Source organism: Streptomyces sp. NPDC087263, from assembly GCF_044744645.1.
In the GTDB taxonomy this organism is placed as follows: domain Bacteria; phylum Actinomycetota; class Actinomycetes; order Streptomycetales; family Streptomycetaceae; genus Streptomyces.
Genome location: NZ_JBIUYT010000015.1, coordinates 171,408 through 194,272, shown reverse-complemented (window position 1 = coordinate 194,272; position 22,865 = coordinate 171,408). Strand labels below are relative to the sequence as shown.

General features: G+C 69.6%; 23 protein-coding genes, 1 tRNA gene and 2 pseudogenes. 10 read left to right on the top strand and 16 right to left on the bottom strand.

All coding sequences use genetic code 11. The features are described from left to right. Window positions 1–262: 262 nt before the first annotated feature. Window positions 263–907: an HAD family hydrolase gene (locus ACIPC1_RS37355; protein WP_402525516.1), complete on the top strand. Its 645-nt coding sequence runs from the start codon at window positions 263–265 to the stop codon at window positions 905–907. Here the strand turns inward: ACIPC1_RS37355 and ACIPC1_RS37350 are convergent. Then, a complete protein-coding gene (locus ACIPC1_RS37350) occupies window positions 904–1,302 on the bottom strand; it encodes a DUF1932 domain-containing protein (RefSeq protein WP_402525513.1) in 399 nt (132 codons plus the stop codon). The genes ACIPC1_RS37355 and ACIPC1_RS37350 overlap by 4 nt on opposite strands. A 56-nt stretch (window positions 1,303–1,358) precedes the next feature. Between ACIPC1_RS37350 and ACIPC1_RS37345 the strand changes: the two are divergent. From ACIPC1_RS37345 to ACIPC1_RS37335, 3 genes and pseudogenes are all read left to right on the top strand, one after another. Then, a pseudogene (locus tag ACIPC1_RS37345) lies at window positions 1,359–1,604 on the top strand (DUF3631 domain-containing protein); the annotation flags it as partial. A gap of 172 nt (window positions 1,605–1,776) precedes the next feature. Next, entirely contained in the window at window positions 1,777–2,013 is a 237-nt protein-coding gene (locus ACIPC1_RS37340) for a helix-turn-helix domain-containing protein (protein ID WP_402525510.1), read from the top strand. A gap of 11 nt (window positions 2,014–2,024) precedes the next feature. Then, entirely contained in the window at window positions 2,025–3,311 is a 1,287-nt protein-coding gene (locus ACIPC1_RS37335; protein WP_402525508.1) for a tyrosine-type recombinase/integrase, read from the top strand. Between the two features lie 19 nt (window positions 3,312–3,330). Here the strand turns inward: ACIPC1_RS37335 and ACIPC1_RS37330 are convergent, their stop codons facing one another. Next, a complete protein-coding gene (locus ACIPC1_RS37330) occupies window positions 3,331–4,176 on the bottom strand; it encodes an IS5 family transposase (protein ID WP_402525506.1) in 846 nt (281 codons plus the stop codon). A 169-nt stretch (window positions 4,177–4,345) separates the two neighbouring features. Between ACIPC1_RS37330 and ACIPC1_RS37325 the strand changes: the two genes are divergently transcribed. Beyond that, window positions 4,346–4,939 carry a hypothetical protein gene (locus ACIPC1_RS37325; protein ID WP_402525504.1) on the top strand — a complete coding sequence of 198 codons (594 nt, stop codon included), beginning with the start codon at window positions 4,346–4,348 and terminating at the stop codon, window positions 4,937–4,939. Between the two features lie 65 nt (window positions 4,940–5,004). On the opposite strand, the gene ACIPC1_RS37320 is transcribed toward ACIPC1_RS37325, so the two are convergent. The 4 genes from ACIPC1_RS37320 to ACIPC1_RS37305 all read right to left on the bottom strand — a co-directional run bounded on the left by ACIPC1_RS37320 (window position 5,005) and on the right by ACIPC1_RS37305 (window position 6,839). Next, a tRNA-Ser gene (locus ACIPC1_RS37320) sits at window positions 5,005–5,089 on the bottom strand. Window positions 5,090–5,197: 108 nt separating this feature from the next. Continuing rightward, complete coding sequence (gene tadA, locus ACIPC1_RS37315; RefSeq protein ID WP_402525549.1) at window positions 5,198–5,629, bottom strand: tRNA adenosine(34) deaminase TadA; 432 nt, start codon at window positions 5,627–5,629, stop codon at window positions 5,198–5,200. Between the two features lie 82 nt (window positions 5,630–5,711). Next, window positions 5,712–6,263 (bottom strand): hypothetical protein, encoded by a 552-nt coding sequence (locus ACIPC1_RS37310; RefSeq protein WP_384381054.1) that lies wholly within the window; start codon window positions 6,261–6,263, stop codon window positions 5,712–5,714. A 393-nt stretch (window positions 6,264–6,656) separates the two neighbouring features. Beyond that, window positions 6,657–6,839, bottom strand: a complete 183-nt coding sequence (locus ACIPC1_RS37305; RefSeq protein ID WP_384381051.1) for a hypothetical protein — start codon at window positions 6,837–6,839, stop codon at window positions 6,657–6,659. A gap of 138 nt (window positions 6,840–6,977) precedes the next feature. On the opposite strand from ACIPC1_RS37305, the gene upp reads away from it, so the two are divergent. Beyond that, on the top strand, window positions 6,978–7,613 hold the full coding sequence (gene upp / locus ACIPC1_RS37300) for a uracil phosphoribosyltransferase (protein ID WP_384381048.1): 636 nt from the start codon (window positions 6,978–6,980) through the stop codon (window positions 7,611–7,613). A 51-nt stretch (window positions 7,614–7,664) separates the two neighbouring features. Here the strand turns inward: upp and ACIPC1_RS37295 are convergent, their stop codons facing one another. Both ACIPC1_RS37295 and ACIPC1_RS37290 read right to left on the bottom strand, forming a co-directional pair. Continuing rightward, a complete protein-coding gene (locus tag ACIPC1_RS37295) occupies window positions 7,665–8,309 on the bottom strand; it encodes a LytR C-terminal domain-containing protein (RefSeq protein WP_402525546.1) in 645 nt (214 codons plus the stop codon). A gap of 114 nt (window positions 8,310–8,423) precedes the next feature. Beyond that, window positions 8,424–8,720 carry a type II toxin-antitoxin system VapB family antitoxin gene (locus ACIPC1_RS37290; protein ID WP_003999914.1) on the bottom strand — a complete coding sequence of 99 codons (297 nt, stop codon included), beginning with the start codon at window positions 8,718–8,720 and terminating at the stop codon, window positions 8,424–8,426. A 105-nt stretch (window positions 8,721–8,825) separates the two neighbouring features. On the opposite strand from ACIPC1_RS37290, the gene ACIPC1_RS37285 reads away from it, so the two are divergent. Beyond that, window positions 8,826–10,532 carry a helicase HerA-like domain-containing protein gene (locus ACIPC1_RS37285; RefSeq protein ID WP_402525501.1) on the top strand — a complete coding sequence of 569 codons (1,707 nt, stop codon included), beginning with the start codon at window positions 8,826–8,828 and terminating at the stop codon, window positions 10,530–10,532. Between the two features lie 78 nt (window positions 10,533–10,610). On the opposite strand, the gene ACIPC1_RS37280 is transcribed toward ACIPC1_RS37285, so the two are convergent. The 5 genes and pseudogenes from ACIPC1_RS37280 to ACIPC1_RS37260 all read right to left on the bottom strand — a co-directional run bounded on the left by ACIPC1_RS37280 (window position 10,611) and on the right by ACIPC1_RS37260 (window position 13,297). Further along, window positions 10,611–10,748 carry a hypothetical protein gene (locus ACIPC1_RS37280; RefSeq protein WP_402525499.1) on the bottom strand — a complete coding sequence of 46 codons (138 nt, stop codon included), beginning with the start codon at window positions 10,746–10,748 and terminating at the stop codon, window positions 10,611–10,613. 69 nt (window positions 10,749–10,817) lie between these two features. After that, a complete protein-coding gene (locus ACIPC1_RS37275) occupies window positions 10,818–11,174 on the bottom strand; it encodes a hypothetical protein (protein WP_402525496.1) in 357 nt (118 codons plus the stop codon). 110 nt (window positions 11,175–11,284) lie between these two features. Then, window positions 11,285–11,881 carry an HdeD family acid-resistance protein gene (locus tag ACIPC1_RS37270; protein WP_384381039.1) on the bottom strand — a complete coding sequence of 199 codons (597 nt, stop codon included), beginning with the start codon at window positions 11,879–11,881 and terminating at the stop codon, window positions 11,285–11,287. A 336-nt stretch (window positions 11,882–12,217) separates the two neighbouring features. Further along, a complete protein-coding gene (locus tag ACIPC1_RS37265) occupies window positions 12,218–12,811 on the bottom strand; it encodes an HhH-GPD-type base excision DNA repair protein (RefSeq protein WP_402525493.1) in 594 nt (197 codons plus the stop codon). Between the two features lie 24 nt (window positions 12,812–12,835). After that, window positions 12,836–13,297 (bottom strand): annotated as a pseudogene (locus ACIPC1_RS37260) (hypothetical protein). Between the two features lie 78 nt (window positions 13,298–13,375). On the opposite strand from ACIPC1_RS37260, the gene ACIPC1_RS37255 reads away from it, so the two are divergent. From ACIPC1_RS37255 to ACIPC1_RS37245, 3 genes are all read left to right on the top strand, one after another. Next, window positions 13,376–15,442, top strand: a complete 2,067-nt coding sequence (locus tag ACIPC1_RS37255) for a penicillin acylase family protein (RefSeq protein WP_402525491.1) — start codon at window positions 13,376–13,378, stop codon at window positions 15,440–15,442. Further along, window positions 15,432–16,079 (top strand): GNAT family N-acetyltransferase, encoded by a 648-nt coding sequence (locus ACIPC1_RS37250; protein ID WP_402525489.1) that lies wholly within the window; start codon window positions 15,432–15,434, stop codon window positions 16,077–16,079. The genes ACIPC1_RS37255 and ACIPC1_RS37250 overlap by 11 nt, the downstream gene beginning before the upstream one ends. Window positions 16,080–16,141: 62 nt before the next feature. Next, the gene (locus tag ACIPC1_RS37245; protein ID WP_402525487.1) at window positions 16,142–18,001 is read left to right on the top strand and encodes a copper resistance CopC/CopD family protein; all 1,860 of its coding nucleotides are present in this window, start codon (window positions 16,142–16,144) and stop codon (window positions 17,999–18,001) included. Between the two features lie 84 nt (window positions 18,002–18,085). Here the strand turns inward: ACIPC1_RS37245 and ACIPC1_RS37240 are convergent, their stop codons facing one another. From ACIPC1_RS37240 to ACIPC1_RS37230, 3 genes are all read right to left on the bottom strand, one after another. Continuing rightward, entirely contained in the window at window positions 18,086–18,634 is a 549-nt protein-coding gene (locus tag ACIPC1_RS37240; RefSeq protein WP_402525485.1) for a GNAT family N-acetyltransferase, read from the bottom strand. 66 nt (window positions 18,635–18,700) lie between these two features. Further along, window positions 18,701–20,041, bottom strand: a complete 1,341-nt coding sequence (locus ACIPC1_RS37235; RefSeq protein ID WP_402525482.1) for a glycosyltransferase family 4 protein — start codon at window positions 20,039–20,041, stop codon at window positions 18,701–18,703. 197 nt (window positions 20,042–20,238) lie between these two features. Continuing rightward, entirely contained in the window at window positions 20,239–22,680 is a 2,442-nt protein-coding gene (locus tag ACIPC1_RS37230; protein ID WP_402525480.1) for an endonuclease/exonuclease/phosphatase family protein, read from the bottom strand. Window positions 22,681–22,865: the final 185 nt, after the last annotated feature.

The window sequence follows — 22,865 nt, the reverse complement described above, 5'->3', positions numbered from 1 at the left end:
GCAGTCGGGCAATTCTCCCCCGGTCCGCGAAGATCTTATCAGGTTCATGATCAAGAAAAATTTCCTCAATATTCACAGCATGCCCCAATTGCCCATTTTGACCGTAGGGTCTTCCCTGGTGTTGGTCCCGGATTCCAGGTAAGGCTCCAGCGAGCCTGTGACCAGCCTGCCTGCCCCAGCCGAAAGGCTGAAACGGGCATTAGTTCACGTACCGCCCTCTCAGAGCTAGTTGGCCAGGCTGCCCGACGCGTAGCGTCGCCGTGTGCTGGCACTTTTCGACCTCGACAACACCATGATTGACCGACGTGGGGGCTTGGAGGACTGGGCTCGCGGCTTCGTGCGGTCGCGACGACTGCCCGGGGGAGCGGAGTCCGTCATCTATGAGCGGCTCCGGGAACGTGCCTATCCGGCGGACTTCGTCCATCTACGGGAGGCGCTTGGGCTCAGCGACGACCCGGGCGACCTCTGGCGTGAGTACGTCGATGGCATCGCGCGTTCAGTGCGTAGTTTTCCCGGGGCTCGGGAGGGGCTCGAAGCGCTGCGCGGTGCGGGGTGGACGCTCGGTATCGCGACGAATGGCGCGGAGGATATTCAGCGGGCCAAGCTCGCCGCGACCGGGCTCGTGTCGTTCTTCGACGGGATCGCGGTCTCGGAGGAGATTGGGGCCAGGAAACCGGCGTACGAGCATTTCGAGGCCGCCGCCATGCTCTGCGGCGTCCGGCTCGCCGCGGGAGGGTGGATGGTCGGAGACGGGCCTGAGACGGATATAGAGGGAGGCCACACGGCGGGACTTCGCACGGCGTGGGTGGCCAACGGCCGTACATGGAGCGACGGCCCCCGTGAGCCCGACCTTGTGGTGCAGGGCGTCGCGGAGGCCATTGAGATGATGCAAGCGGCGGTGAGCTAGTCGGGCTCGTCATCCGGCGAATCGTGCAGATGACCGAGCGCCTCGGGAGTGCTCAGGGATGAGTCCCTGAGGGCATCCCATCGGCTCATGACCGCGGCTGACGCCTCTGCCAGATCGGCGGGGAGCCCGGCTTCCCGCAGGGCGTCGGCCACCTCGCCCATTTCAGGGCCCCAACGCCATGACCGCGCGGCCACCTTCGGGATGTAGGCCGTCTCCGCGAGGTAGTTGGTGGTGCGGCCCTGCGCGATGTCGAGCAGCTCCCCTTCTACTCCGTAGTCCTTGGCGAGGGCATACGCGACCGCGGCAAGGACACGGCTCGCCTTCTGGTAGCTGCTGTACGACAACTTCAGCGCAGAAGCGCGTCCGATGCCGCCGGGCAGCGGGTGCGCCTGCACGGCCGTGCCTGTGAAGAGCGACGCGACGGGGGTCAGCGCGTCCGCCGGGTCAGACAGATAGCCTCGAAGAGGCCCCGTGGGCGGACATGAGCGGCAAGCCCCTCGATGCCCGCGGACTGGCGCGGATGCTCCGCGAGTACATGACCGCCGACAACACCCCGGTCACGGCACGGAACATCAAGACCGGCGGCAGCGTGATGAAGGGCTACTACGCCGCGGACTTGCACGACGCGTGGGAGCGGTACTGCCCCCCACCCCCTGAGAGTCCGCTACTTCCGCTACCGAGCAGGTCGGAGGCCTAGAAAAGGTAGCGGCAAGCCTGGATTTATCCGCTACCCGCACCACTCCATCCGCTACCGCTACCCGTATCCGCTACCTCGATTATGCCCCTGACCAGGGCGGTAGCGGAGGTAGCGGACCTGACAGGAAGGGGGCCCGATCGCCCCCGCGTCCTCGCTGAGGAGAAGTCACCGAATGGATCCGGCTCAGCTCACCGACTCCATCGATCCCACTCTGGTTTTGCTCACCGTCGAGGAAGCCGCGCGACGCCTCCGCATCGGCCGGACTGTCTGCTACCGGCTCATCAGCTCCGGAGAGCTGGAGTCCATCACCGTCGGCCACCTCCGCAGGGTGCCCGTCGACGCCGTACCCGAGTACGTGGCCCGCCGCCGCAAAACCCACCGTCCCGCAGCCTCGATAGTCGCCGCCTGAGGAGTACGCCCATGGCAGACGAGAACGACAGCACGAAGCGCACCCGCCAGCCCAACGGTCGATCGTCCATCTACCTTGGCAAGGACGGGAAATGGCACGGCCGTGTCACCGTCGGTATCCGCGACGACGGCAGTCCCGACCGCCGGCACGTTGAACGCAAGACCCGAGCCGAGGTGACCGACGCCGTCCGCGAGTTGGAGCGGCAGCGTGACGCCAAGACCATGCGGAAGCTGGGCAAGCCCTGGACGGTCAAGACGTGGCTGACGCACTGGGTCGACAACATCGCCCCGCTCGGAGTGAACGAGAACACGATGGTGGGCTACGGCGTCGTCGTACGGAAGCACCTGATCCCCGGTCTCGGCGCCCACAGGCTCGACAGGCTGAAGCCCGAGCACATCGAGCACTTCTACGGGACGATGCAGGCAAACAGCCGTAAGGCCGGAACGATTCACCAGATCCATCGCACGTTCCGCACTGCGCTGAATGAGGCAGTCCGGCGTGGCCACCTCGGGCAAAACCCCGTACGACTGGCCAAGGCTCCCCGCGTACGAGAGCAGGAAGTCGAGCCGTACCCCGTGGAAGACGTGCAGAGGCTGCTTCGAGCGGCCGACGAGCGTAGGAACTCCGCACGTTGGGCCGTGGCCCTCGCTCTGGGACTCCGTCAGGGTGAGGCGCTGGGACTCAAGTGGACGGATGTGGATCTGGGCAGGGGTGTTCTGATGGTCCGCCGAAGCCGCCGGCGCCCGCGCTATGCCCACGGATGCGGAGACACGTGCGGCAGAAAAGCCGGGTACTGCCCGCAGCGTCAGCGGACCAACCCGGAGACCGCCGACACCAAGTCTCGTGCCGGACGGCGAGCGGTCGGGCTTCCTGCACAGCTTGTGGACTTGCTGCGCACGCACCGGACCAAGCAGGAAGCCGAGCGCCTGGAGGCAGGCGACAAGTGGACGGATGAGGGCTGGCTCTTCACGACCGAGACCGGTCGCGGAACCTCGCCCCGCACGGATTACGACGACTGGAAGGAGCTGTTGCGTGACGCGAAGGTACGAGACAGCCGCCTGCACGATGCACGGCACACCGCGGCTACGGTCCTGTTGATCCTCGGAGTCTCCGAGCGCGCCGTCATGGGGCTCATGGGCTGGTCCTCAACGGCCATGGCCGCGAGGTATCAGCACATGGTCGACACGGTCCGCAGCAACGTCGCGCGGCAGGTTGACGGACTCTTGTGGAAGTCGAGCGATGACCGCTCGGACGACGATGACGATGGGACCGCTGGGAAGCTCGTGCGGGCTGGTTAGAGGGCGTCTGAAAAGCCTGTCAGCGGGCTGGTCTTGCGAGGCGGCGCACGAGGAGCATGGCCATGGAGAGGTATATGACATTCTCCGAGCAGACGCGCAGGTACTCGTAGTCCTTTGATAGGCGGCGGCACCGTCCCAGCCAGGCAAACGTCCGCTCCACCACCCAACGGCGCGGGACCACCGCGAAGAGGGGCACTGCCGGTGGTGGTGTCCCCACCCGAGCCCAGGTCGAGCGGAATCCACCATCACGGCGCTGCACGACCTCCACGGTAATGCCGGTGGCTTTCCGGGCCCAGGCGTGGAAGTCGGCGCCGCGGTAGCCCTGGTCCGCCCACACGTGTCGTAGGCGCGGAAAGGCATCGGCAGCACGGGCGAACAGCACCACAGCTCCATCACGGTCGCCGACGCCGGCCGGGCTCACGCAGGTGACCAGGACGGTGCCGCGGGTGTCGACGAGCAGGTGGCGCTTGATGCCGCTGACCTTCTTGCCGCCGTCGTATCCGTGCTGGCCACCGCGCTCACTGGCCCGGACGCTCTGGCTGTCCACGATGGCCGCGCTGGGAGTGGGATCACGGCCGAGCTGTGCCCGCTCGCGTTCACGCAACGCCGTCAACATCCGCTCCCACACGCCTTCTTGCTGCCAGCGCCGCCAGTAGTGGTAAACCGTCTGCCACGGCGGCAGGTCATGCGGCAACAATCTCCAGGCGCAGCCGGCCCGCAGCCAGTACACCAACGCGTTGAGAATCTCCCGCCGCGTGTGTTTCGCCGGCCGACCACCGGGCTTGACCGCCGGAACCAGCGGACGGAGGATCTCCCACTCCGGATCAGAAAGATCCGTCGAATAGCAGGTACGCAGCCCGCACACCCCAGCCCCCGAAAGTGCGCCACCACCCCGCTACCAGGCAACTTGCCCGCTGACAGGCTTTTCAGACGCCCTCTAAGAGCGGCTGTGGGCCGCAGTCCTCCCATGAGGGGTGCGGCCCAACCTGCCGAAATTCGTGCGCATCCGGTCCCCGGCCTTACATCCTGCCGTCATGGACGATGGACTGGTGGCGTTAGTGGCAGCGGGCGCGGGGCTGGTCGGTGCGCTTGGCGGCGCAGCTATGGGTGGACTGGCCGCGGTCCGTGGGGCGCGTATAGGTGCCGAGACCACGGCGCGCGCGACGATCGAACAGGCGCGGGCCCAAGAACGTGCTCAGCACGACCACTGGTTGCGGGACGAGAGGAAACGCGCGGCGGTCCTCATGCTTGAGGTGTACGACAGGTTCACCATTGCCGCATCCAACGTCACGCGCATGTTCGACCTGGAGATCGAGGCATCAGCCGATGTCTGGAGCGCTTATCACACGAGCATGAACGAGATTCGGACGTGTTACTTCCCCCTCCGTCTCCTCGGACCCGCTCGGGTGCATCAGGCGGCACGCGAGCTCTGGCAGTTGACCGAGCAGTACAACGAAGGGATTCAGGAGTGGGCCGACGGCATCATGACGGCGACCGACGAAATCAGGGCCGGGTGGCGGGCTCGCGAGGAGCAGCAGAGGTACACACTCGGACGTGCACACAGCGACCTGATTGATGCTGTGAGCGAGTCATTGCAGGGTAGTGACGCCGTCCAACGCCCCAACTGAGACGGAAATTGAGACGGAGCAGCACGAAAGGCCCGGCGTGATGAGCCGGACCTTTCGTCTACCTGCGGTAGCGGAGGGATTTGAACCCTCGGTGACTTGCGCCACACTCGCTTTCGAGGCGAGCTCCTTCGGCCGCTCGGACACGCTACCGAGAGAGACCTTACCCCAAGGTGGGGCGTGCTCCGAAATCCGTTTCCCCTACTCCCGGGGACTCATCGGGGGCGTATTGGAGACGTGTCGGGGACTCGTCGGGCAGGGTCAGCGGGCGCGGAAGAAGTCGGTGAGTACGTGTGCGCACTCGTCGGCGAGGACGCCCTCGATCACCTCGGGGCGGTGGTTGAGCCTGCGGTCGCGTACGAGGTCCCAGAGGGAGCCGGCCGCGCCGGCCTTCTCGTCGCGGGCGCCGTAGACGACCCGGTCCACCCGGGACTGCACGAGTGCGCCCGCGCACATGACGCAGGGCTCCAGGGTGACGACGAGCGTGCAGCCGGACAGCCGCCATTCGCCCAGTTTGGCGGCGGCCCTACGGAGCGCGAGAACCTCGGCGTGCGCCGTCGGATCGCCGGTCGCCTCGCGCTCGTTGTGCCCGGTCGCGAGCACCGTCGTACCGTCCGTGGACAGTACGACGGCGCCGACGGGAACATCCCCGCCGCGGACGGCGAGCTGGGCCTCGTCCAGGGCGAGCCGCATCGCGGCCCGCCAGCGGTCGCGCACCGGATCGGGTTGAGGGGTCTCCTTGGCAGTGCTCACCAGGGGAACCTAGCCGAGGAACCTAACGGACGGTCTCCAGAACCTCCGCCGCTCCCAGCGAGTCGGCGATCGTGCTGAGCGCGTCGCCTTCGTCCAGGGCGAGCAGTTCCTTTTCGCTGACACCGAGATCGGCGAGGATGTCGCGGTCCCCGACGGGGCTGTGCGACACGGTCTCGCCGGAGGCGCCGGTTTCCTCGTCCTCCTCGTCGGAGTCGTTTTCGTTGTCGGGCTCACCGTCCTCGGTGCCGTCCAGGTCCAGGGAGTCGAGGTCGGCGACATCGTCGTCGCCGGGCTCCCTTCCGAGCAGTTCGTCCGTGAGCAGGATCTCGCCGTACGAGCTGCGGGCAGCCGCTGCGGCGTCCGAGACGTAGATACGAGGGTCCTCCTCACCGTCCAGGCGGAGGACGCCGAACCACGCGTCCTCCTGCTCGATGAGTACGAGTACCGTGTCGGCCTCCTCCGAGGCTTCACGGGCCAGATCCGTCAGATCCGACAGGGTCTCCACATCGTCCAGCTCTGTGTCGCTCGCTTCCCACCCGTCTTCGGTGCGCGCGAGCAGTGCGGCGAAGTACACCGTGACTCTCCCACTGTCATAGGCGTGCCGGTTGGGGGTCCCCCCGGCGGAGGCTGTGGGCGGGGCGCGTTTCTCCGAGTCCCACCCACTCGGAATCGTGGCAGAAACAGAGCCCTCAGGGGACGTCTTCGGCCTGCTGTGTCTGCCTCTTTTGATCGCTAACAGCGGATCGTACGCGGCCGTCGGCACCACATACGCACCTCCCCGCCCTCACGGCGTGGGCGGCGCGTGGACGGGTCGCCGGCGGATGTCGCGCACCCGCACGGCGTGGTTGCCGGTGAAGGGCGCGCAAGCACATGGTGCGGCTGGGGGTGAGAGGCGCGCAAGCACCTCGCGGGGCTGTCGGCGGACGGTGTGCGCGCGGCGCGGGTCGCTACCGGCACGACCGCGTGGTCACCAGCGGAACGTGCGCATACGCATGGCGTGGCGCATGCGGGCGGTCTTGGCGCGGCGGGGCTGGACGCGGTCGCGCAGTTCGCGCGCCTCGGCCAGGTCGCGGAGGAACTGGGCGCGGCGTCGGCGGCGCTCGGCGTCCGTCTCCAGCCGCTCGGGGAACTCCTCTTCCCGGTCTCGCACAGGCTCACCACCCCAGGTCCGTCCCTCCCACTTTCCCCCTGATGGGCGGTTTGATGCCAGCGGACGGGTCAAGGGGAGGGTGGAACGGTGTCCGGTGGGGCAGTGGCGGGCGCCCGGAGCCCGGTTACTGTTGGGGACATGCGTCTCCACGTCGTCGACCACCCCCTGGTCGCCCATAAGCTCACCACTCTGCGCGACCAGCGCACCGACTCCGCGACCTTCCGGCGGCTCGCCGACGAGCTGGTCACTCTGCTCGCCTACGAGGCCACCCGGGACGTGCGCACGGAGCAGGTCGACATCGTGACCCCGGTCTCCCCGACCACCGGTGTCAGGCTCTCCTACCCGCGCCCCCTCGTCGTGCCGATCCTGCGGGCCGGCCTCGGCATGCTCGACGGCATGGTGCGGCTGCTGCCGACCGCCGAGGTGGGCTTCCTGGGCATGGTGCGCGACGAGGAGACGCTCCAGGCGTCCACGTACGCGACCCGCATGCCGGACGACCTCTCCGGGCGCCAGGTGTACGTCCTTGACCCGATGCTGGCCACCGGCGGCACCCTCGTCGCGGCGATCCACGAGCTGATCAAGCGCGGCGCCGACGACGTCACCGCCGTGGTGCTCCTGGCCGCCCCCGAGGGCGTCGAGTTCATGGAGCGCGAGCTGGCGGGCGCACCGGTGACGGTCGTGACCGCGTCGGTCGACGAGCGGCTCAACGAGCACGGCTACATCGTGCCGGGCCTCGGGGACGCGGGCGACCGGATGTACGGGGCTGCCGAGTAGGTACGTATCTACACGTACCTATCTACCTACCTACCTACCGTGTGTACGCCTTCAGCAGCTGTTCTTCGTGGCGGAGGGCGTCGGCTGGGGCTGGGCCAGGACGGCCAGCGCCTTGTCGGCGTCCTCCTTCACTGTCAGGTTCTTGAAGCCGGTGCCGATGATCAGGTCGACCTGATCGGCCTTCGTACGGCCGTCGGTCTTCAGCTGGGCGCCGGAGAGCTGGGTGTTCAGCACCGGCAGCGCGGCCTGGGCCGCGCCCTTCGCGCCGAGCAGTATCCCCGCGCCGTCGACCTTCTTGTCGTACGCGCCCGTCGCGTTGCCCACGTCGCCGATCCGGAAGCCGCGCTTCTTCAGCTCGTCAGCGGTCTCCTTGGCGAGTCCGCTGCGGGGCGTCGCGTTGAAGACGTTCACGGTGATCTGGCCCGGCTTGGGGAGTGCCTTGGCGGCGACGGAGGTCGTGGAGGCGCTGGAGGCGGTGGCCGAGGGGCTTGCCTTCGACGCGCAGTCCGCTTTCGGTCCCGCCGCCGCGGCCTTGTCACCGCCGCCTGTGAAGACGTCGATGAGCTGCAGGGTTCCCCACCCGATCAGCCCTATCGCGGCGACGGTGACGACGACCAGGAACGCGAGCCTGCGCCGCCCGCGGGGTCGGCGCATCCGCGGGTACTTGTCCCCCGTGATCCGGTACTGGCCGCCCATGCCAGGGGGAGTGAGCATGCTCATGGGCGCAGCGTAGTGCTCCGCGGCGACGATAACTACTAGATGATCATTGTCCCGCGCGCAGTCCAACCCAAAAGGGTCAACAAGCGTCGGTCAGTCCAGTTCCAGCACGCGTGCGTGCAGTACCTGGCGCTGCTGGAGCGCCGCGCGGACGGCGCGGTGCAGGCCGTCCTCCAGGTACAGATCGCCCTGCCACTTCACGACGTGCGCGAAGAGGTCGCCGTAGAACGTGGAGTCCTCGGCGAGCAGCGTTTCCAGGTCGAGCTGGCCCTTGGTCGTCACCAGCTGATCGAGGCGGACCGGGCGCGGCGCGACATCCGCCCACTGCCGGGTGCTTTCCCGGCCGTGGTCGGGGTACGGCCGGCCGTTTCCGATGCGCTTGAAGATCACACGGAAAGCCTACCGGTCAAGACCTTCCGGGCGCAGCCATGGCGACGGAGTGCGACGCTGGAAAAGACGCCTTAAATCGGGGTAAACCGGGAACAGGGGCCTGATATGAGTGACAGCGAGACCGTACCTCCGGCCACTGCCGGGACCGCGCCCGCGGCCGCCGCTGCTGAGACGGCGGGAAGCGCTCCCGCGACGGGCGGAGGGGCTCCCGGAGTGAGCGGTGGGGCTCCCGGGGCGAACGGTGACTCTTCCGGGGCTGTCGGTGGCGCCGCCGCTCTCCCCAAGGAGGCCCTGGAAATCGCCTCCGGGTATGCCTTCTCGGGGCCCGCCCTCGATCTCGGCGCGCTGCTCTGGGACGCGCGGTGCCTGCCCGACGTACAGATCCGCATTCCGCTGCCGATGCTGAACCGGCACGGACTGGTCGCCGGCGCCACCGGCACCGGGAAGACCAAGACCCTTCAGCTGGTCGCCGAGCAATTGTCGGCGCAGGGCGTGCCCGTCTTCCTCGCCGACATCAAGGGCGACGTCTCCGGGATCTCGGCGCCCGGCGCCCCGAACGACAAGGTGCAGGGGCGGGCCGCCGATGTACGTCAGGAGTGGGTGGCGACCGGTTTCCCCGCCGAGTTCTACGCCCTCGGCGGCATGGGGCACGGCATCCCCGTACGGGCCACGATCACGAGCTTCGGACCGGTGCTGCTCTCCAAAGTGCTCCAGCTCAACCAGACCCAGGAGCAGTCGCTCGGCCTGATCTTCCACTACGCCGACCAGAAGGGCCTGGAACTGGTCGACCTGAAGGACCTGCGCGCGGTCGCCACCTTCCTGACCTCGGACGAGGGCAAGGCGGAGCTGAAGGGGATCGGCGGGCTCTCGACCGCGACGGCGGGCGTGATCCTGCGCTCCCTCACCGCCTTCGAGGCGCAGGGCATGAGCCCCTTCTTCGGAGAGCCGGAGTTCGACACGAGCGAGCTGCTGCGGGTGGCGGGGGACGGGCGGGGTGTCGTGTCCGTGCTGGAGCTGCCCGAGGTGCAGGACAAGCCGCAGCTCTTCTCGACCTTTTTGATGTGGCTGCTTGCCGACCTTTTCCACGACCTTCCTGAGGTCGGTGACTCGGAGAAGCCGAAGCTCGTCTTCTTCTTCGACGAGGCCCATCTTCTTTTCAACGACGCGTCGAAGGCCTTCCTGGACTCCATCACGCAGACCGTCCGGCTCATTCGCTCGAAAGGCGTCGGCGTCTTCTTCGTGACCCAGACCCCGAAGGACGTCCCGGCCGATGTCCTCGGCCAGCTCGGCAACCGCGTCCAGCACGCCCTGCGCGCCTTCACGCCCGACGACCAGAAGGCGCTGAAGGCCACGGTGAAGACCTTCCCGAACTCGCCGTACGACCTGGAGGAGGTTCTCACCGGCCTCGGCACCGGCGAGGCCGTGATCACCGTGCTCAGCGAGAAGGGCGCGCCGACGCCGGTCGCGGTGACGCGGCTGCGGGCGCCGCAGTCCCTGATGGGGCCGGTAGACGCGGGCGTTCTCGATGCGGCGGTGAAGGGGTCGGCGCTGTACGGGCGCTACGCGCAGGCGGTGGACCGTGAGTCCGCGTACGAGAAGCTCACGGCGGCGGAGGCTGCGCGTGAGCCGGTGGCGCCTGAAGCCGTGTCGTCCCCTGAGAAGAGGCGGGCCAAGGAGCCCAGGGCGGACGCTTCCGTTGTCGAGCAGGTTGTCGGCAGCGGGATGTTCAAGTCGCTTGCGCGGTCGGTGGGGACGCAGATCGGGCGGGAGATCACGCGGTCGCTTTTCGGGACGGCTCGGCGGAAGCGGTAGGGCCCTCGGCGGGGGTTTCGCGACGGACCCGGGGTGGCCGCCCCCCTTCGGTGAGAGGGGCGGCCGGCTTCCCGTTGGTCAGCTGCTTTCGGGCTTCTTCGGGGGTGTTTTCTGCTGTTGTCCGTCCGGGAGCTGACGGGGTGCCGGCTTCGGTGCGTTGCGTACGGCGTCCGCGCGCAGGAGGGCGCGCAGGACCGCGTAGGGGTCCTTGGGCATGGGGAGTCCTTGCGTTCGCTGGTGAGTGAGTGGGTGACGGGTCCGGAGGCGTCCGGAGGGCCGGGACTCTCAGCAGCGCAGGACCGTGCAGCGCAGTGCGTGCAGGGTGGGGGAAGGCGGTGGTGGCGTGGGTACGGGGCGGGGGTGCGGGTTCGGCCCCGGGTGGGTCGCCTTGGCGGGGGGTGCGGGGCGCAGGGGGGTGGCGGGGCGGTGGCTCTGGCGGGCGGGTGGGCGCAGGGCCGTGTCGAGTACGTCGGGTTCGGCGCCGGGGGCTTCGGGGGCCGAGGGGGCCGCGGGGGTGGCGGGGGCGGCCGGGCCTGCGGGGGCTTCGGTGGCGAGCGCGCCGGGGGGTGCGGTGAGTGCCGTCGGGTGCGGGGTCGTCGCGAGGATCGCGACGACCAGCAGGACGAGCACCCGTAGCTTCATGTCACGTCATGTCCCCGTCGGAGGCCGGTGGTTCATCGGGGGACGGTGAGATCCGCCCTCTTGGCGTACGGGGCGGGTGCGGTGTTGACGACGAAGAGTTGTGTCGTCCGTCAGAGGGCGCGTGGGACATGGTGGGCCAGTGTGCGGATCCGGAAGGCCGTGACGATCTCGGTGATGCCTACCGCGAGGAGCCAGAGGCCGCCCACGAGGGTGAGGACGGCGACCGACTCGAAGGGCGACACGATCAGGACGATGCCGGCGAGGAAGCTGACGATCCCGAGGAAGATCTGCCAGCTCCGGGCCGGTACGCCCGGGTCGGAGGCGGCGGCGAGGGTCTGGGTGATGCCGCGGAACAGCCAGCCGATGCCGATCCACAGGGCCAGCAGCAGGATCGACTGCATCGCGCCGCGGAAGCAGAACAGGCCCAGCAGGATGGACAGGGCGCCGCTGATGAACGCCATCACCCGGAGGGATGTCGCGGCGTGTGTGCCGAAGGCGGAGACCAGTTGCAGTACGCCGCTGAAGAGCAGGTAGAGGCCGAAGAGGACGCCTGCGGCGAGGAGTGAGGCGCCCGGCCAGACCAGCACCATGACGCCCAGCGCGAGCGCGGCGACTCCGGCGGCGAGGACCGCCTGCCAGGCGCTGCGGGTGAGGAGGTTCAGGGGGCCTTCGAGGGGGGTGGGGGGCGCGTCTCTTTCCTCGGTCATGTCTCATGCTGGGGACGGTTTGGGGGGCGTCGCCACCGGGGTGGACCGAGTGGTGGATGTCGCGTGCGGGGCGGTGTGCGTGCCGGTGTCCGGTGCGGGTGCGCTGTCCGGTGCCGGTGCCGGTGCCGGTGCCGGTGCCGGTGCGTGGGTCGTCTGGTGGGTGGGTCGGGGGCGTGCCGGTAGGTCCCGCCCGTCGCCGACGGATCAGACGTCGGGCAAGGGTGTGGGGGTCCGGTGACGCGGGCGTACGCGACGGGCATGTGGACGTACCGGCACGCCCCCTTCCGCCGTCGTTCGGCTGCGGGCCGTGGGGGCTTCGGGTCTTCGGGCTCTGGGTTATTTGTCGGTCGCTTTTGCTGCCTTGGCGGCAGCCTTCATTTCCTGTTTGTGGGCTCGGACCTTGGTGAGGGAGTCGGGGCCTGTGATGTCCGCTACCGAGCGGAAGGAATGGGGGTCGCCGTAGGGGCCTGCGGCCTCGCGCCAGCCCTTGGGGTGGATGTTGAGTTGTTTGCCCAGGAGGGCCAGGAAGATCTGGGCCTTCTGGGGGCCGAAGCCGGGGAGTTCCTTGAGGCGCCGGAGGAGTTCGTCACCGGTGGTGACGTCGTTCCAGACGGCGCTCGCGTCTGAGGCGTAGTGCTCGACGAGGTACTGACACAGCTGCTGGATGCGCTTGGCCATGGAGCCGGGGTAGCGGTGTACGGCCGGCTTCGTGGAGAGGAGGGCGGCGAAGGCCTCGGGGTCGTACGTGGCGATCTCGTCGGCGTCGAGGTCGTTCGTGTTCATGCGCTGGGCGATCGTGTACGGGCCCGCGAACGCCCATTCCATCGGAACCTGCTGGTCCAGGAGCATGCCGACGAGGGCTGCCAGGGGGCTGCGTCCGAGGAGTTCGTCGGCTTCGGGCTGCTGGGCCAGGTGGAGGGTGACGTCCATGGATCGATGATGGCGGGTGTGGCGTCAGGTCGCGCGCCAGTAGCCCAGCGCGTGCACCCGCCGGCGGGGAAGCACCAGCTCCTTGCGGACGTACGACGTCAGGGAGCGGGCGGAGAGCGTGGCGGGCGGGGGCGAGGCGGAGGCGGTGCCCTGGACCGTCGCCTCGATGGTGTCCCCGGGCTTCGCCGACCTCGCGCAGTCGCTCGCGCAGCCCTCGTGCGGGGCGAACTCCAGGCTGAAGGTGCCGGTCGCCGGGACCGGGTCGACCAGTGCCTACGCCCGCTGGTGCGGCTTGCCCGCGTTGTCGAACCACAGGCGTACCCACATGGTGGGGTGTACGCCGGTCGCCGCGAGCATGCCGCCGTCGGTGAGGTGGAGGCGCCGGTAGTGCGGGGTGACGTCCTCGGCGCCCGTCACCGTGGACGTGAAGTCCTTGCCGCGGAACAGTTTGAGGACCGCACCCTCCCAGCCGTGCCCCGGAACCATGCGGTCTCCACCCCTCACGTACGATTTCTCCTCGAAGGTGGTTAGGTTAGCCTAACCTGAGAAGAGTGGGGATGGACCGTGACCGTCGAGATCTACCGTGACGCCTGGGGAATCCCTCACCTGCGCGCCGACAGCGCACTCGCACTCGCCCGTGCCCAGGGCCGGGTCACCGCCGTGGACCGGGCCTGGCAGCTGGAGGTCGAGCGGCACCGCTTCCAGGGCACCTCCGCCGGGTTCCTCGGCGCCGAGGCCGTCGCCTGGGACCGGTTCGCCCGACAGGCCCGGCTCGACGACACCGCCAGACGCTGTTTCGCCGCCCTGGAGAGACGGGATCCCGAGACCGCCGCGTGGGTCGTGTCGTATGCGGACGGGGTCAATGAGGGGCTTGTGGAGGGTGGCCGGCGGGCGGTCGAGTTCGCGGAGACCGGGCTCGTTCCGGGGCGCTGGGAGCCGTGGACCCCGCTCGGCGTCTGGCTCGGCACGCACATCCTCTTCGCCGGATTTCCCGCCAAGCTGTGGCGCGAGCAGGTCATGCGGCGGCTCGGCGCGGAGGCCGTGGAGCTCTTCGCCACCGACGGCCCCGGTACCTCCGGCAGCAACGGGTGGCTGGTGAGCGGCGCGCGGACCGTCACCGGGCACGCGCTCATCGGCGGCGACCCGCATCGCTTCATCGAGGACCCCGGCGTCTACCAGCAGATTCACCTGGCCTGCCCCGAGTTCGACGTCGTCGGCCTCGCCGTCCCCGGCGTCCCGGGCATCGCCCACTTCGGTCACACGGGCCACGTCGCCTGGGCGATCACCAACGCGATGGCCGACTACCAGGATCTCTACCGGGAGCGGTTGCGGCAGGGCGGTTCGTCGTCGGTCGAGGCGCTCGGTCCCGATGGCACGTGGCGGTCCGCGGCGCGGCACGTGGAGAGGGTGGAGGTGGCCGGAGGCTCGTCCGTCGAGGTCGAGGTGATCGAGACGGAGCGGGGGCCGGTCATCATCGGGGGAGTCGGTGCGGAGGAGTCCATCAGTCTCCGTTATCCGCCTCGCGTCACCGAGGACCTCGGTTTCAGTGCGCTGCTTCCTCTTCTGCGAGCCCGTCAGGTCGCCGATGTGGACCGGGCGTTCGACCTCTGGGCCGAGCCCGTGAACGTCGTCCAGGCCGCCGACACCGCGGGCGGGCTGCTGCATCGGGTCGCGGGACGGGTTCCGGTGCGGAGTGCGGACAACCGGACGCGGATCGTGGACGCGTGGGAGCCGGGGCGGGAGTGGCGGGGCCGGCATGACGAGATGCCCCACGCCGCCGGTGCCGAGATCGCCGTCATGGCCAACCAGCGGGGGCTCGCCACTCCGTTCGGTGTCGAGTTCGCCGCGCCCCATCGTGCCGCGCGCATCCAGGAACTTCTCCATACACAGGCGAAGTGGGCCGCCGGTGACATGGCGGCCCTCCACATGGACACTCATCTCGCCTCGGCCGGGGCGCTGTTGGACCATCTCGCGGCTCTCGGTGAGGAGTTGAGCCCGTCGGCCGTCGCCCTGCTGGACCAACTCCTCGGCTGGGACCGGCACATGGACGCCGAGAGTGTCGGCGCCGCGGCGTTCGCGGCGGTCCGCAGTGCGGTTGTACGACGGCTCGCGGCGCACCCCGCGCTTGCCGTGCTCGCCGACCCGCCCCCGTACCCGGAGATCTTCCTACCCTGGCTCGCCCTCACTCCACGCGTCGCCTTCGCCCTCGAAAGCCTGCTGAGGGCCGAGGAGTTGTACGGCATCGATCGCGCCGCGGTGGTGGGTGCGGCTGTCGAGGACGTGGCCGCCGACTGGACCCCGCGCACCTGGGGCGAGACCCACCGGCTCGCCCCCTGGCGCGCGGTCGCTGTCACGTCGTACGACGAACCGGGGCTCTCCGGCGACCACGACTGTGTGCTGTGCACCTCGGCGGTGCCGGGGCTCAGCGATCTGAGCGTGCGCGGTCCGGCCGCCCGTTACGTGTGGGATCTCGCCGACCGGGACCAGAGCCTCTGGGTGGTGCCGCTCGGCGCCGACGGTGTCCCGGGGGCCGTCCACCACCGTGACCAACTCCCCTTGTGGGTCAAGGGAGATCTGGTCCGAGTGACCACCGACTGGAATGTACTGACCAAGGAGAACCATGCGGACTGAGCCGTACGCCGGGCGCCGTGACGCCGTCCACGAGGAGCTCGTCGACGGCTTCGGGACCATCCGGATCCTGCCCGTCGACCCGCACGCCGACCTGGACGTCATCCACGGCTGGGTGAGCGAGGAGCGCGCCGCGTTCTGGGGCATGAACGGGCTCGGCAGAGAGCAGGTGCTGGAGATCTACGTTCATCTGGACTCGCTCGACACCCACCACGCCTTCCTCGCGGTCAAGGACGGCGCACCGGCCGCGCTCTTCCAGACGTACGAGCCCCACGCGGACCGCGTCAGCGAGTGCTACGACGTCCAGGACGGGGACATCGGGATCCACCTGCTGATCGGGCCCGCGGGACCCGGCGGCGGGCGGCCGGGCTGGTCGGCAGCGTTGCTGGCCGCGTTCACCACGTATGTGCTGGTCGGTCTCGACCGGCAGCGGGTCGTGGTCGAGCCCGACGCGCGCAACACGAAGGCGATCTCCATGCTGACCAGGCAGGGGTTCGTCCCGGGGCCGGAGATCGTGCTGCCGGAGATCGACCTGCCCGAGGTCCATCTGCCCGAGAAGCCGGCCCGGCTCGCCTTCCTCACACGGGAGAGGGCCCTCGCGGAGAGGGCCTTCGCCAAGGGTTCCGCGCCGCGGGGATGAGCAGGACGCCGCTGTCGTCCGTACGTATCCGAGACCGGGGGAATGCGGGTCGCGGCGAGGACATGCGGATACGGAGACGGTACGTGAGCGGACAGCGAGCGCGGCGGTACATCGTCCGGGGGCTGGCGCTGCTGGGCTCCGTGCTGGTCCTGGTGCTCTTCGGCGGGGTGGGCGGCGCGTCCGCGCATGCCGCGCTGAAGGGCACCGATCCGCAGGACGGCAGCGTGATGAAGGAGGCCCCCACCCAGATCACGCTGACGTTCACCGAGTCCGTCGGCCTCCTCGACGACTCCTTCCGCGTGATCACCCCGGACAACGCCCGCGTCCACACGGGCAAGCCCACCCACGCGGGCGACCGCTCCAACACCGCCCTCGTGAGCCTCCCGGACGCCATGGGCACGGGCACCTTCACCGTGGCCTGGCGGGTCGTCTCGGCGGACAGCCACCCGGTCTCCGGCGCCTTCACCTTCTCCATCGGCAAAGCCACCGCGACCGCCGCCGTCCTGCCCACCGCCTCCGCCGAGGACACCCTCGCGAGCAACCTTTACGACATCACCCGCTACGTCGCCTACGGCGGCCTCGCCGTGCTCATCGGCGCCGCGGTCTTCGTGCTGGCCTGCGGGTTCCCGGGCAGCGTGCGCCGTCTGCTGGTGGGCGGCTGGTCGACCCTGTTCGTCTCCACCCTCGTCCTGGTGCTCCTGCGCGGACCGTACGAGCGGGGCAGCGGACTCGGGGCGGCCTTCGATCCGGCGGTTCTGCGCGACACGCTGACGAGCAGGCCCGGGGTGGCGCTGGTGGCCCGTCTTGCGCTGCTGGGGGCGGTGGCCTTCTATCCCGTACGAGTACGAGTACGAGTACGAGTACGAGTACGAGTACGGGAGCGGGGGCGGCCCATGTGGGCACTGGGCGGGCTGCTCGCCCTCGGCCTCGCGGTCACCTGGGCCGCCGCCGAGCACGCGTCCGCCGGGATCCAGGTCCCGGTGGCGATGGTCTCCTCCGTACTGCACCTGCTCGCCATGTCCGTCTGGCTCGGTGGTCTGACCGCCCTGCTCGTCGCGCTCCACCGCCCGGCCGAACCGGTCCCCGCGGCCGTCGTCACCCGCTTCTCCCGGCTCGCCCTCACCTCGGTCGCCGTCCTCACCGTCACCGGCGTCTACCAGTCCTGGCGCGGCCTCGGCTCCTGGGACGCCCTGACCTCGACGTCGTACGGCCGCATCCTCCTCGTCAAGCTGTGCGCGGTGCTGCTTCTGCTGGCGGGGGCGGGGTATTCCCGGCGCTGGACGGGGCGGTTGGCGGTGCCGGAGCCGGTGGCCGTGGCCGTGTCCGTGTCTGCGGTGGAGCGGGTGCCGGAGGTGGTGGGGGCTCCGGGTGGCTCCGCGGGCGTACGGGCTGACGTCTCCCCCGAGGACGTAAAACCCCCGGGGGGCGAGCCCGATGCGTACCGGCGGGCGCTGCGGCGTTCCGTGCTTGCCGAGGTCACCGTCGGGATCGTCGTGCTGGTGATCACCACCGTGCTGACCGGTACCCAGCCGGGGCGGGCTGCCACCGAGACGGCGGCCGTGACCGTGGCCGCCGACCAGCCCACCGGCTCGACGACACTGATCCCCTTCGACGTCGGTACCCCCGGCGGGCGCGGCAAGGTCCAGATCGATCTGGCGCCCGGCCGGGTGGGCGAGAACTCCGTCCAGGCCGTGGTCTACGGTCCCGACGGCGGCCTCGCGACCGTCCCCGAACTGCGTCTGACGTTCACCCTGCCGAAGCAGGACGTCGGCCCGATCGACGCCCAGCTCACGGACAAGGGCGGCTACTGGGCCACCGACGGCCTGACCCTTCCGCTGGCCGGCACCTGGACGATGAAGGCCACCGTGCGGACGTCGGACATCGACCAGGTCACGGTGGAGAAGACGGTGACGATCGGTTAGGTCCTGTCCGGGCGTGCCCTGACGCGACGTGGCTCAAGGCGCGACGTGGCTCAAGGCGAGACGTGGCTCAAGACGCGACGTGGCTCAACCGGGCTGTGTGGCCGAGGACCATATGCCGAACCACTGTTCGGCGTCGTACGCCTCGAATCGCTCCAGTTCGGTGAACCCGAGCTTCGCCGCGAGGCGCATCGAGGGGGCGTTGGCGGTCTGGGTGTAGAGCACCACCGGCGCGCCGGGAAGCGCGTCGGCGAACCAGTCGAGTGCCGCCGCGCACGCCTCGGTGGCGTACCCGTGTCCCCATGCTTGTGGCAGGAACAGGTAGCCGAGCTCGGTCTCCCCGGCCGCAAGACGGCGGTGGCCCGGATGCTCGGGGGCGTGCGGGTCGAGCTGGATCGTGCCGATCGTCGTTCCGTCGAGCTCGACCACGAAGAAGCCAGGACGCCGCCCGGGTACCTCGGGCACCGTCCGTTCGAGCTCGGCACGCGGTCGAGGGCCACCGAGATAGGCGTTCACCTCCGGCGAGGTGAACAGCTCGATGACCGCCGCACGGTCCCGGCCCTCGGCCTCACGGAGCACGAGCCGCTCGGTCCTGATCGGGGCAGGTGGCCAGGCGAGGGGTCTGGGATCGGTCATGGCGGGGAACCTATCGCACACCCGTGAGAGCGATCCTGTGAGTCACCGACGACGTTCTTGGAGGGGCTACTCGGAGTCGCGGACCGTGGCCTGCTGCCCCTTGGAAGGCCTTCCCAGGCGGGCGCTCAGTCGTCGCCTCAGGGCGCCCGGCACTCGGCGCGCCCGGGTGGCGGTCACGCCCGCGAGTTCCGCGGCGGTGTGTGCGGTGGCACGCAGGAGGACGGTGGCGGGCTGGGGAGGGGCGGTGGGGCCGGTGGCGCGTGCGTCCAGGAGTTCCTGGAAGAGGGCCGCGCACTGTTCGGCGATCGGCTCGGGGTCGTAGCGTGCGCCCTTCAGCAGCCCCGCCCGGCCCATCCGCCGGCGCCGGGGCTCGTCGTCGATCAGCTCCAGGAGTGCGCCGGCCAGGGCGTCGATGTCGCCCGGCGGCACCAGCAGGCCGTCCACGCCGTGGGTGATGATCTCGCGGGGGCCGTGCGGGCAGTCGGTGCTCACCACGGGCAGGCCGACTCGCATGGCCTCGACGAGGGACATCCCGAAGGACTCCATCCGTGAGGACATCACCAGGATCGACGCCTTGGCCATCACGGGTTCGACGGGGGTGACGTTGCCCAGGAAGGTCACTTTGTCGGCGAGCCCCAACTCGCCCACCAGCGACTTCAGTTCGCGGTCCTGCGGTCCGACCCCGCAGATCCGCAGCCCCCAGTCGGGGCGCCGCTCCGCGACCTGGGCGAAGGCCCTGATCAGGTCCGGGTAGCGCTTCACCGGGGCGGTCCGGCCGACCGCGACGATCTGCGGGGCGGAGCAGTCGGCGGGGGCGAGGCCCGGATCGGGGACGCTGTTGGGCAGTGCGGTCACCCGTACGCCCGGGAGCCACATCTGCCGGCGGTACGCCTCGGCGTCGGCGCGGGTGGTGGTGGTGACCGCGTCGAGCCGGCGGTAGTCGCGACGCAGAGTGAGTTTGAGCCGCTGCTTGTGGGCTCCGAGGGAGAGGTGTTCCTGGCCGACTCTGATGATGGTGGCCGGGGCCTGGCGGGCGATCTGCACATTGAGTCCGGGGCGGGTGCCGACGATGACGTCGGTGTCCAGGTCGGCCAGGAACTCGGCGATGCGCCGGTCCGTCAGCGCGCTGTACTCGGGGTACCGGTGATCGCCGCGCGGGAAGTCGGCGGAAGGGAGCGCGAATTCGGGGAGTCCGCCTTCGTAGCCGGCGCTCTTCTTGTCGGAGTCGACGAGATGACGCAGGCGTACGCGTTTGTCGTAGGTGAAGCGGGGAGTCCTGAGGTGGCGGAATACCGACACCACCTCCACGTCGTGCCCCAACTCGGCGAGCGCGCCCGAGAGGTTGCACGTGGTGCGAATGGTTCCGCCGACGCCGTAGCCGTTGTGGATCAGAAAGGTGACGCGCATGCGTGCAATTCCCCCGTTGGTTCCCAGCGGGCTCCCCGCGGGCGTCCCCGGAGCCATCCCGGGGGCTCCCTGCCCACCTCAAAGGGTGAAATCTTAGCGCGAGCTGTGAAAACGGCTCTCGCCGTGCCGGACCCGGACGACGGGGACGGCACGGCGAGAGATTTCTGAGCACGCGAAACACTCGGTACGGGAACGGGTTACCGCTGTCCGCACCTGCTGATGTCGATCCGGACGATCTGCGGGTCGTGGTCGCTCGCCTGGTCGGCGAACTCGGCGTTGATGTGCACGATGTCGTAGTCGAAGGCGGTGACGGCCGGGCTGGTCAGGATGTGGTCCAGGGTCTGCGAGTTGCCGTCGTACACGTAGGTGTAGCGCTGGGCCTTGGGCAGCGTCTTGATCAGCGGGGTGAGCACCCGTCCGGCGGTGAGCGTGGTCACGGTCTGCGAGAACTCGTAGTCGTTCAGGTCACCCAGCACCACCACCTTGGCGCTCCGGTCGGCGGCGAGCAGGCTCTTGACGAAGGTGTTGACCTCGGCGGCCTGGGCGTTGCGCTGCGTCTCCGAGCTGCGGGCGGGCGGCTGGTCGCTGCCGTGCAGCGGCTCGTCGCCGCCCTTGGAGAGGAAGTGGTTGGCGATCACGAAGACCTGCTCGCCCCGGAAGGTGAACTCACCCACCAGCGGTTTGCGGCTCGCGTCCCACGCGTCGCTCGCCGGGTCGATCCGGCCCGGCGAGTAGGTGAGCTGCGCGCCCTTGCGGGTCTTCACCACGTCGGTCGCGGTGGTGGCGTCGCCGCCGGGGCGGTCGGTGAAGGAGACCCGCTTGGCGTTGAAGAGGAAGACCTGGCGGATGTTGCCGCCGGGCTCGCCGCCGTCCTGGTTGTTCTCCGGCGCGACATAGCGCCAGGAGTACCGGGGGCCGCCCGCCGCGACGATCGCGTCGGTGAACCGGGTCAGCGTCGCCTCGCTGGTGACGGTGCCGTTGTTGGTGGCGCCGTTGTCGTCCTGGATCTCCTCCAGGGCGACGATGTCGGGGGAGTTGAGACTGACCGCGACACCGCCGGCCAGCCGGTCGAACTTCGCCTGCTCGTCGAGCGCGTCCAGGTTCTCCACGTTGTACGTGGCGACCGCCAGCTCCGTGCTCTTCTGCTTCCGCGTGGTCTCGGGCTTGAGACCCTTCGCGGTGAGCGTGCCGAGCTGGGTGGCCTGGAGGTTGTAGCCGCCGTACGTGGAGTAGTCGAGCGGTCCGGCCGTGCTGCCCGTGAGCACGTCACCGACGTTCGCCACGGGGAAGGTGGCGGTGTCGTCGATCGACATCACCTTGATACGGCCGGTGTTGGGCTGGTCGTACGAGGAGTACAGCGTGCCGCCGCGCGGGGTCGCGTTCTCGGCGGGCTTCACCGTGATCCAGACCTCGTCGTACGCGGTCGTCGCACCGACCACGCGGGTGTCGGTGGCCGCGACGCGCTCGCCTTCCAGGGACTCGTAGAAGTCCAGTGCGTACGTGGCCGGTTCGAGGGCGAGTGAGTCGATGCTGCCGCCCGCGGCGGTGGGCGTGTAGGCGTCGGGGACGGTGGTGGCGTCCAGGGTGACGGCCGCGGGCAGCGGGTTGCCGCTGGAGAGCACCTTGGTGGTGGGGGTGGTGATCTCGGTGACCGACTGGCTGGTGCTGCTCGGGTAGTACTCGCTGACCTTGCCGCTGGCCAGGACGCTGTCGCCGACCTTCACCGCCGGAGTGGCCGAGCCGGTGTATACGAAGACACCCTCGCTGGTGCGGGCGTCGGTGTCGGGCCCCGGGTCCTGGAGCCAGTAGCCCTTCGAGCCCGTCGTACGTACCCCGGTGACGATGCCCGGTACGCGGGTGACGGTCTGCCCGGCGAGCGGGGACAGCCGGGTGGTCCCCTGGATGTCGTGGACCCGGACGGTGCCGGGCTCGGTCGAGCCGTCGTCACCGCCACCGTCGTCGCCGCCGGAACCGGCCGTCTCACCGGCCGAGTTGAACGGAGTGGGCGCGCCCGCGGTGAGGTCGGCGGCGTTGTCGTCGGTGTCCGCCAGGGACGCGGCCCGTGCGACGGAGGCGGTGTTGGAGGCGCCGGTCACCGGGCCGCCGCCCTCCCGGACGACCGCCGTGCCGTAGCCCACCAGGTCGACGACCCGGCTGTCGGCCGCACAGTCCGCGGCGGTCTTGCAGGTGAGCGCCGTGGTCCCGGAGACCAGGGCGATCGTGCCGGCGGTCGCGCTCATCGCGAGCGTGCCGGTCGCGTCCGGGGTGGGCAGCGCCGTCGTCCCGCCGGTGCCCGCGGACTCGGCTGTCAGGAAGCGTTTGCCGGGTGCGACGGAGCCGGTGAGCGCGGTCACTCCCCACTGGGAGGACGCGGACGGCGTACCGGGCAGGTACTGCACGCTGTAGCCCGACAGGTCCTGCGACGCCGAACCGGCGTTGCCGAGTTCGACGAAGTCCCGGGTGAGCGTCGCACCCGAGTTGCCCCCGCCGCCGTACACCTCGGTGATCAACGCGCCGGTGGAAGGCACCGCGGAGGCCGCGGGCACCGCGGTCAGAACGAACGCCCCGGCCACTCCGGTCGAGAGGAGCGGGTAGGCGAGATGGCGCCAACGGGGTCTGCTGTGTGGAGTTCTGGACACGCCGACTGTCTCCTCGTACGTCACGAACGGCAACGCGCCACCGGCGGGCGGCACATGGAGTGGCTGGTGTGGGGAGTCGGCTCAAGTTACGCGCGTAGATCATGGGTGCCAAGACGTCGTGCGTTAAATCTGGGGAACGAGTGGGTGACGATGTCGCCGACTATTGCAAGGAGTTCTTAAGGGCA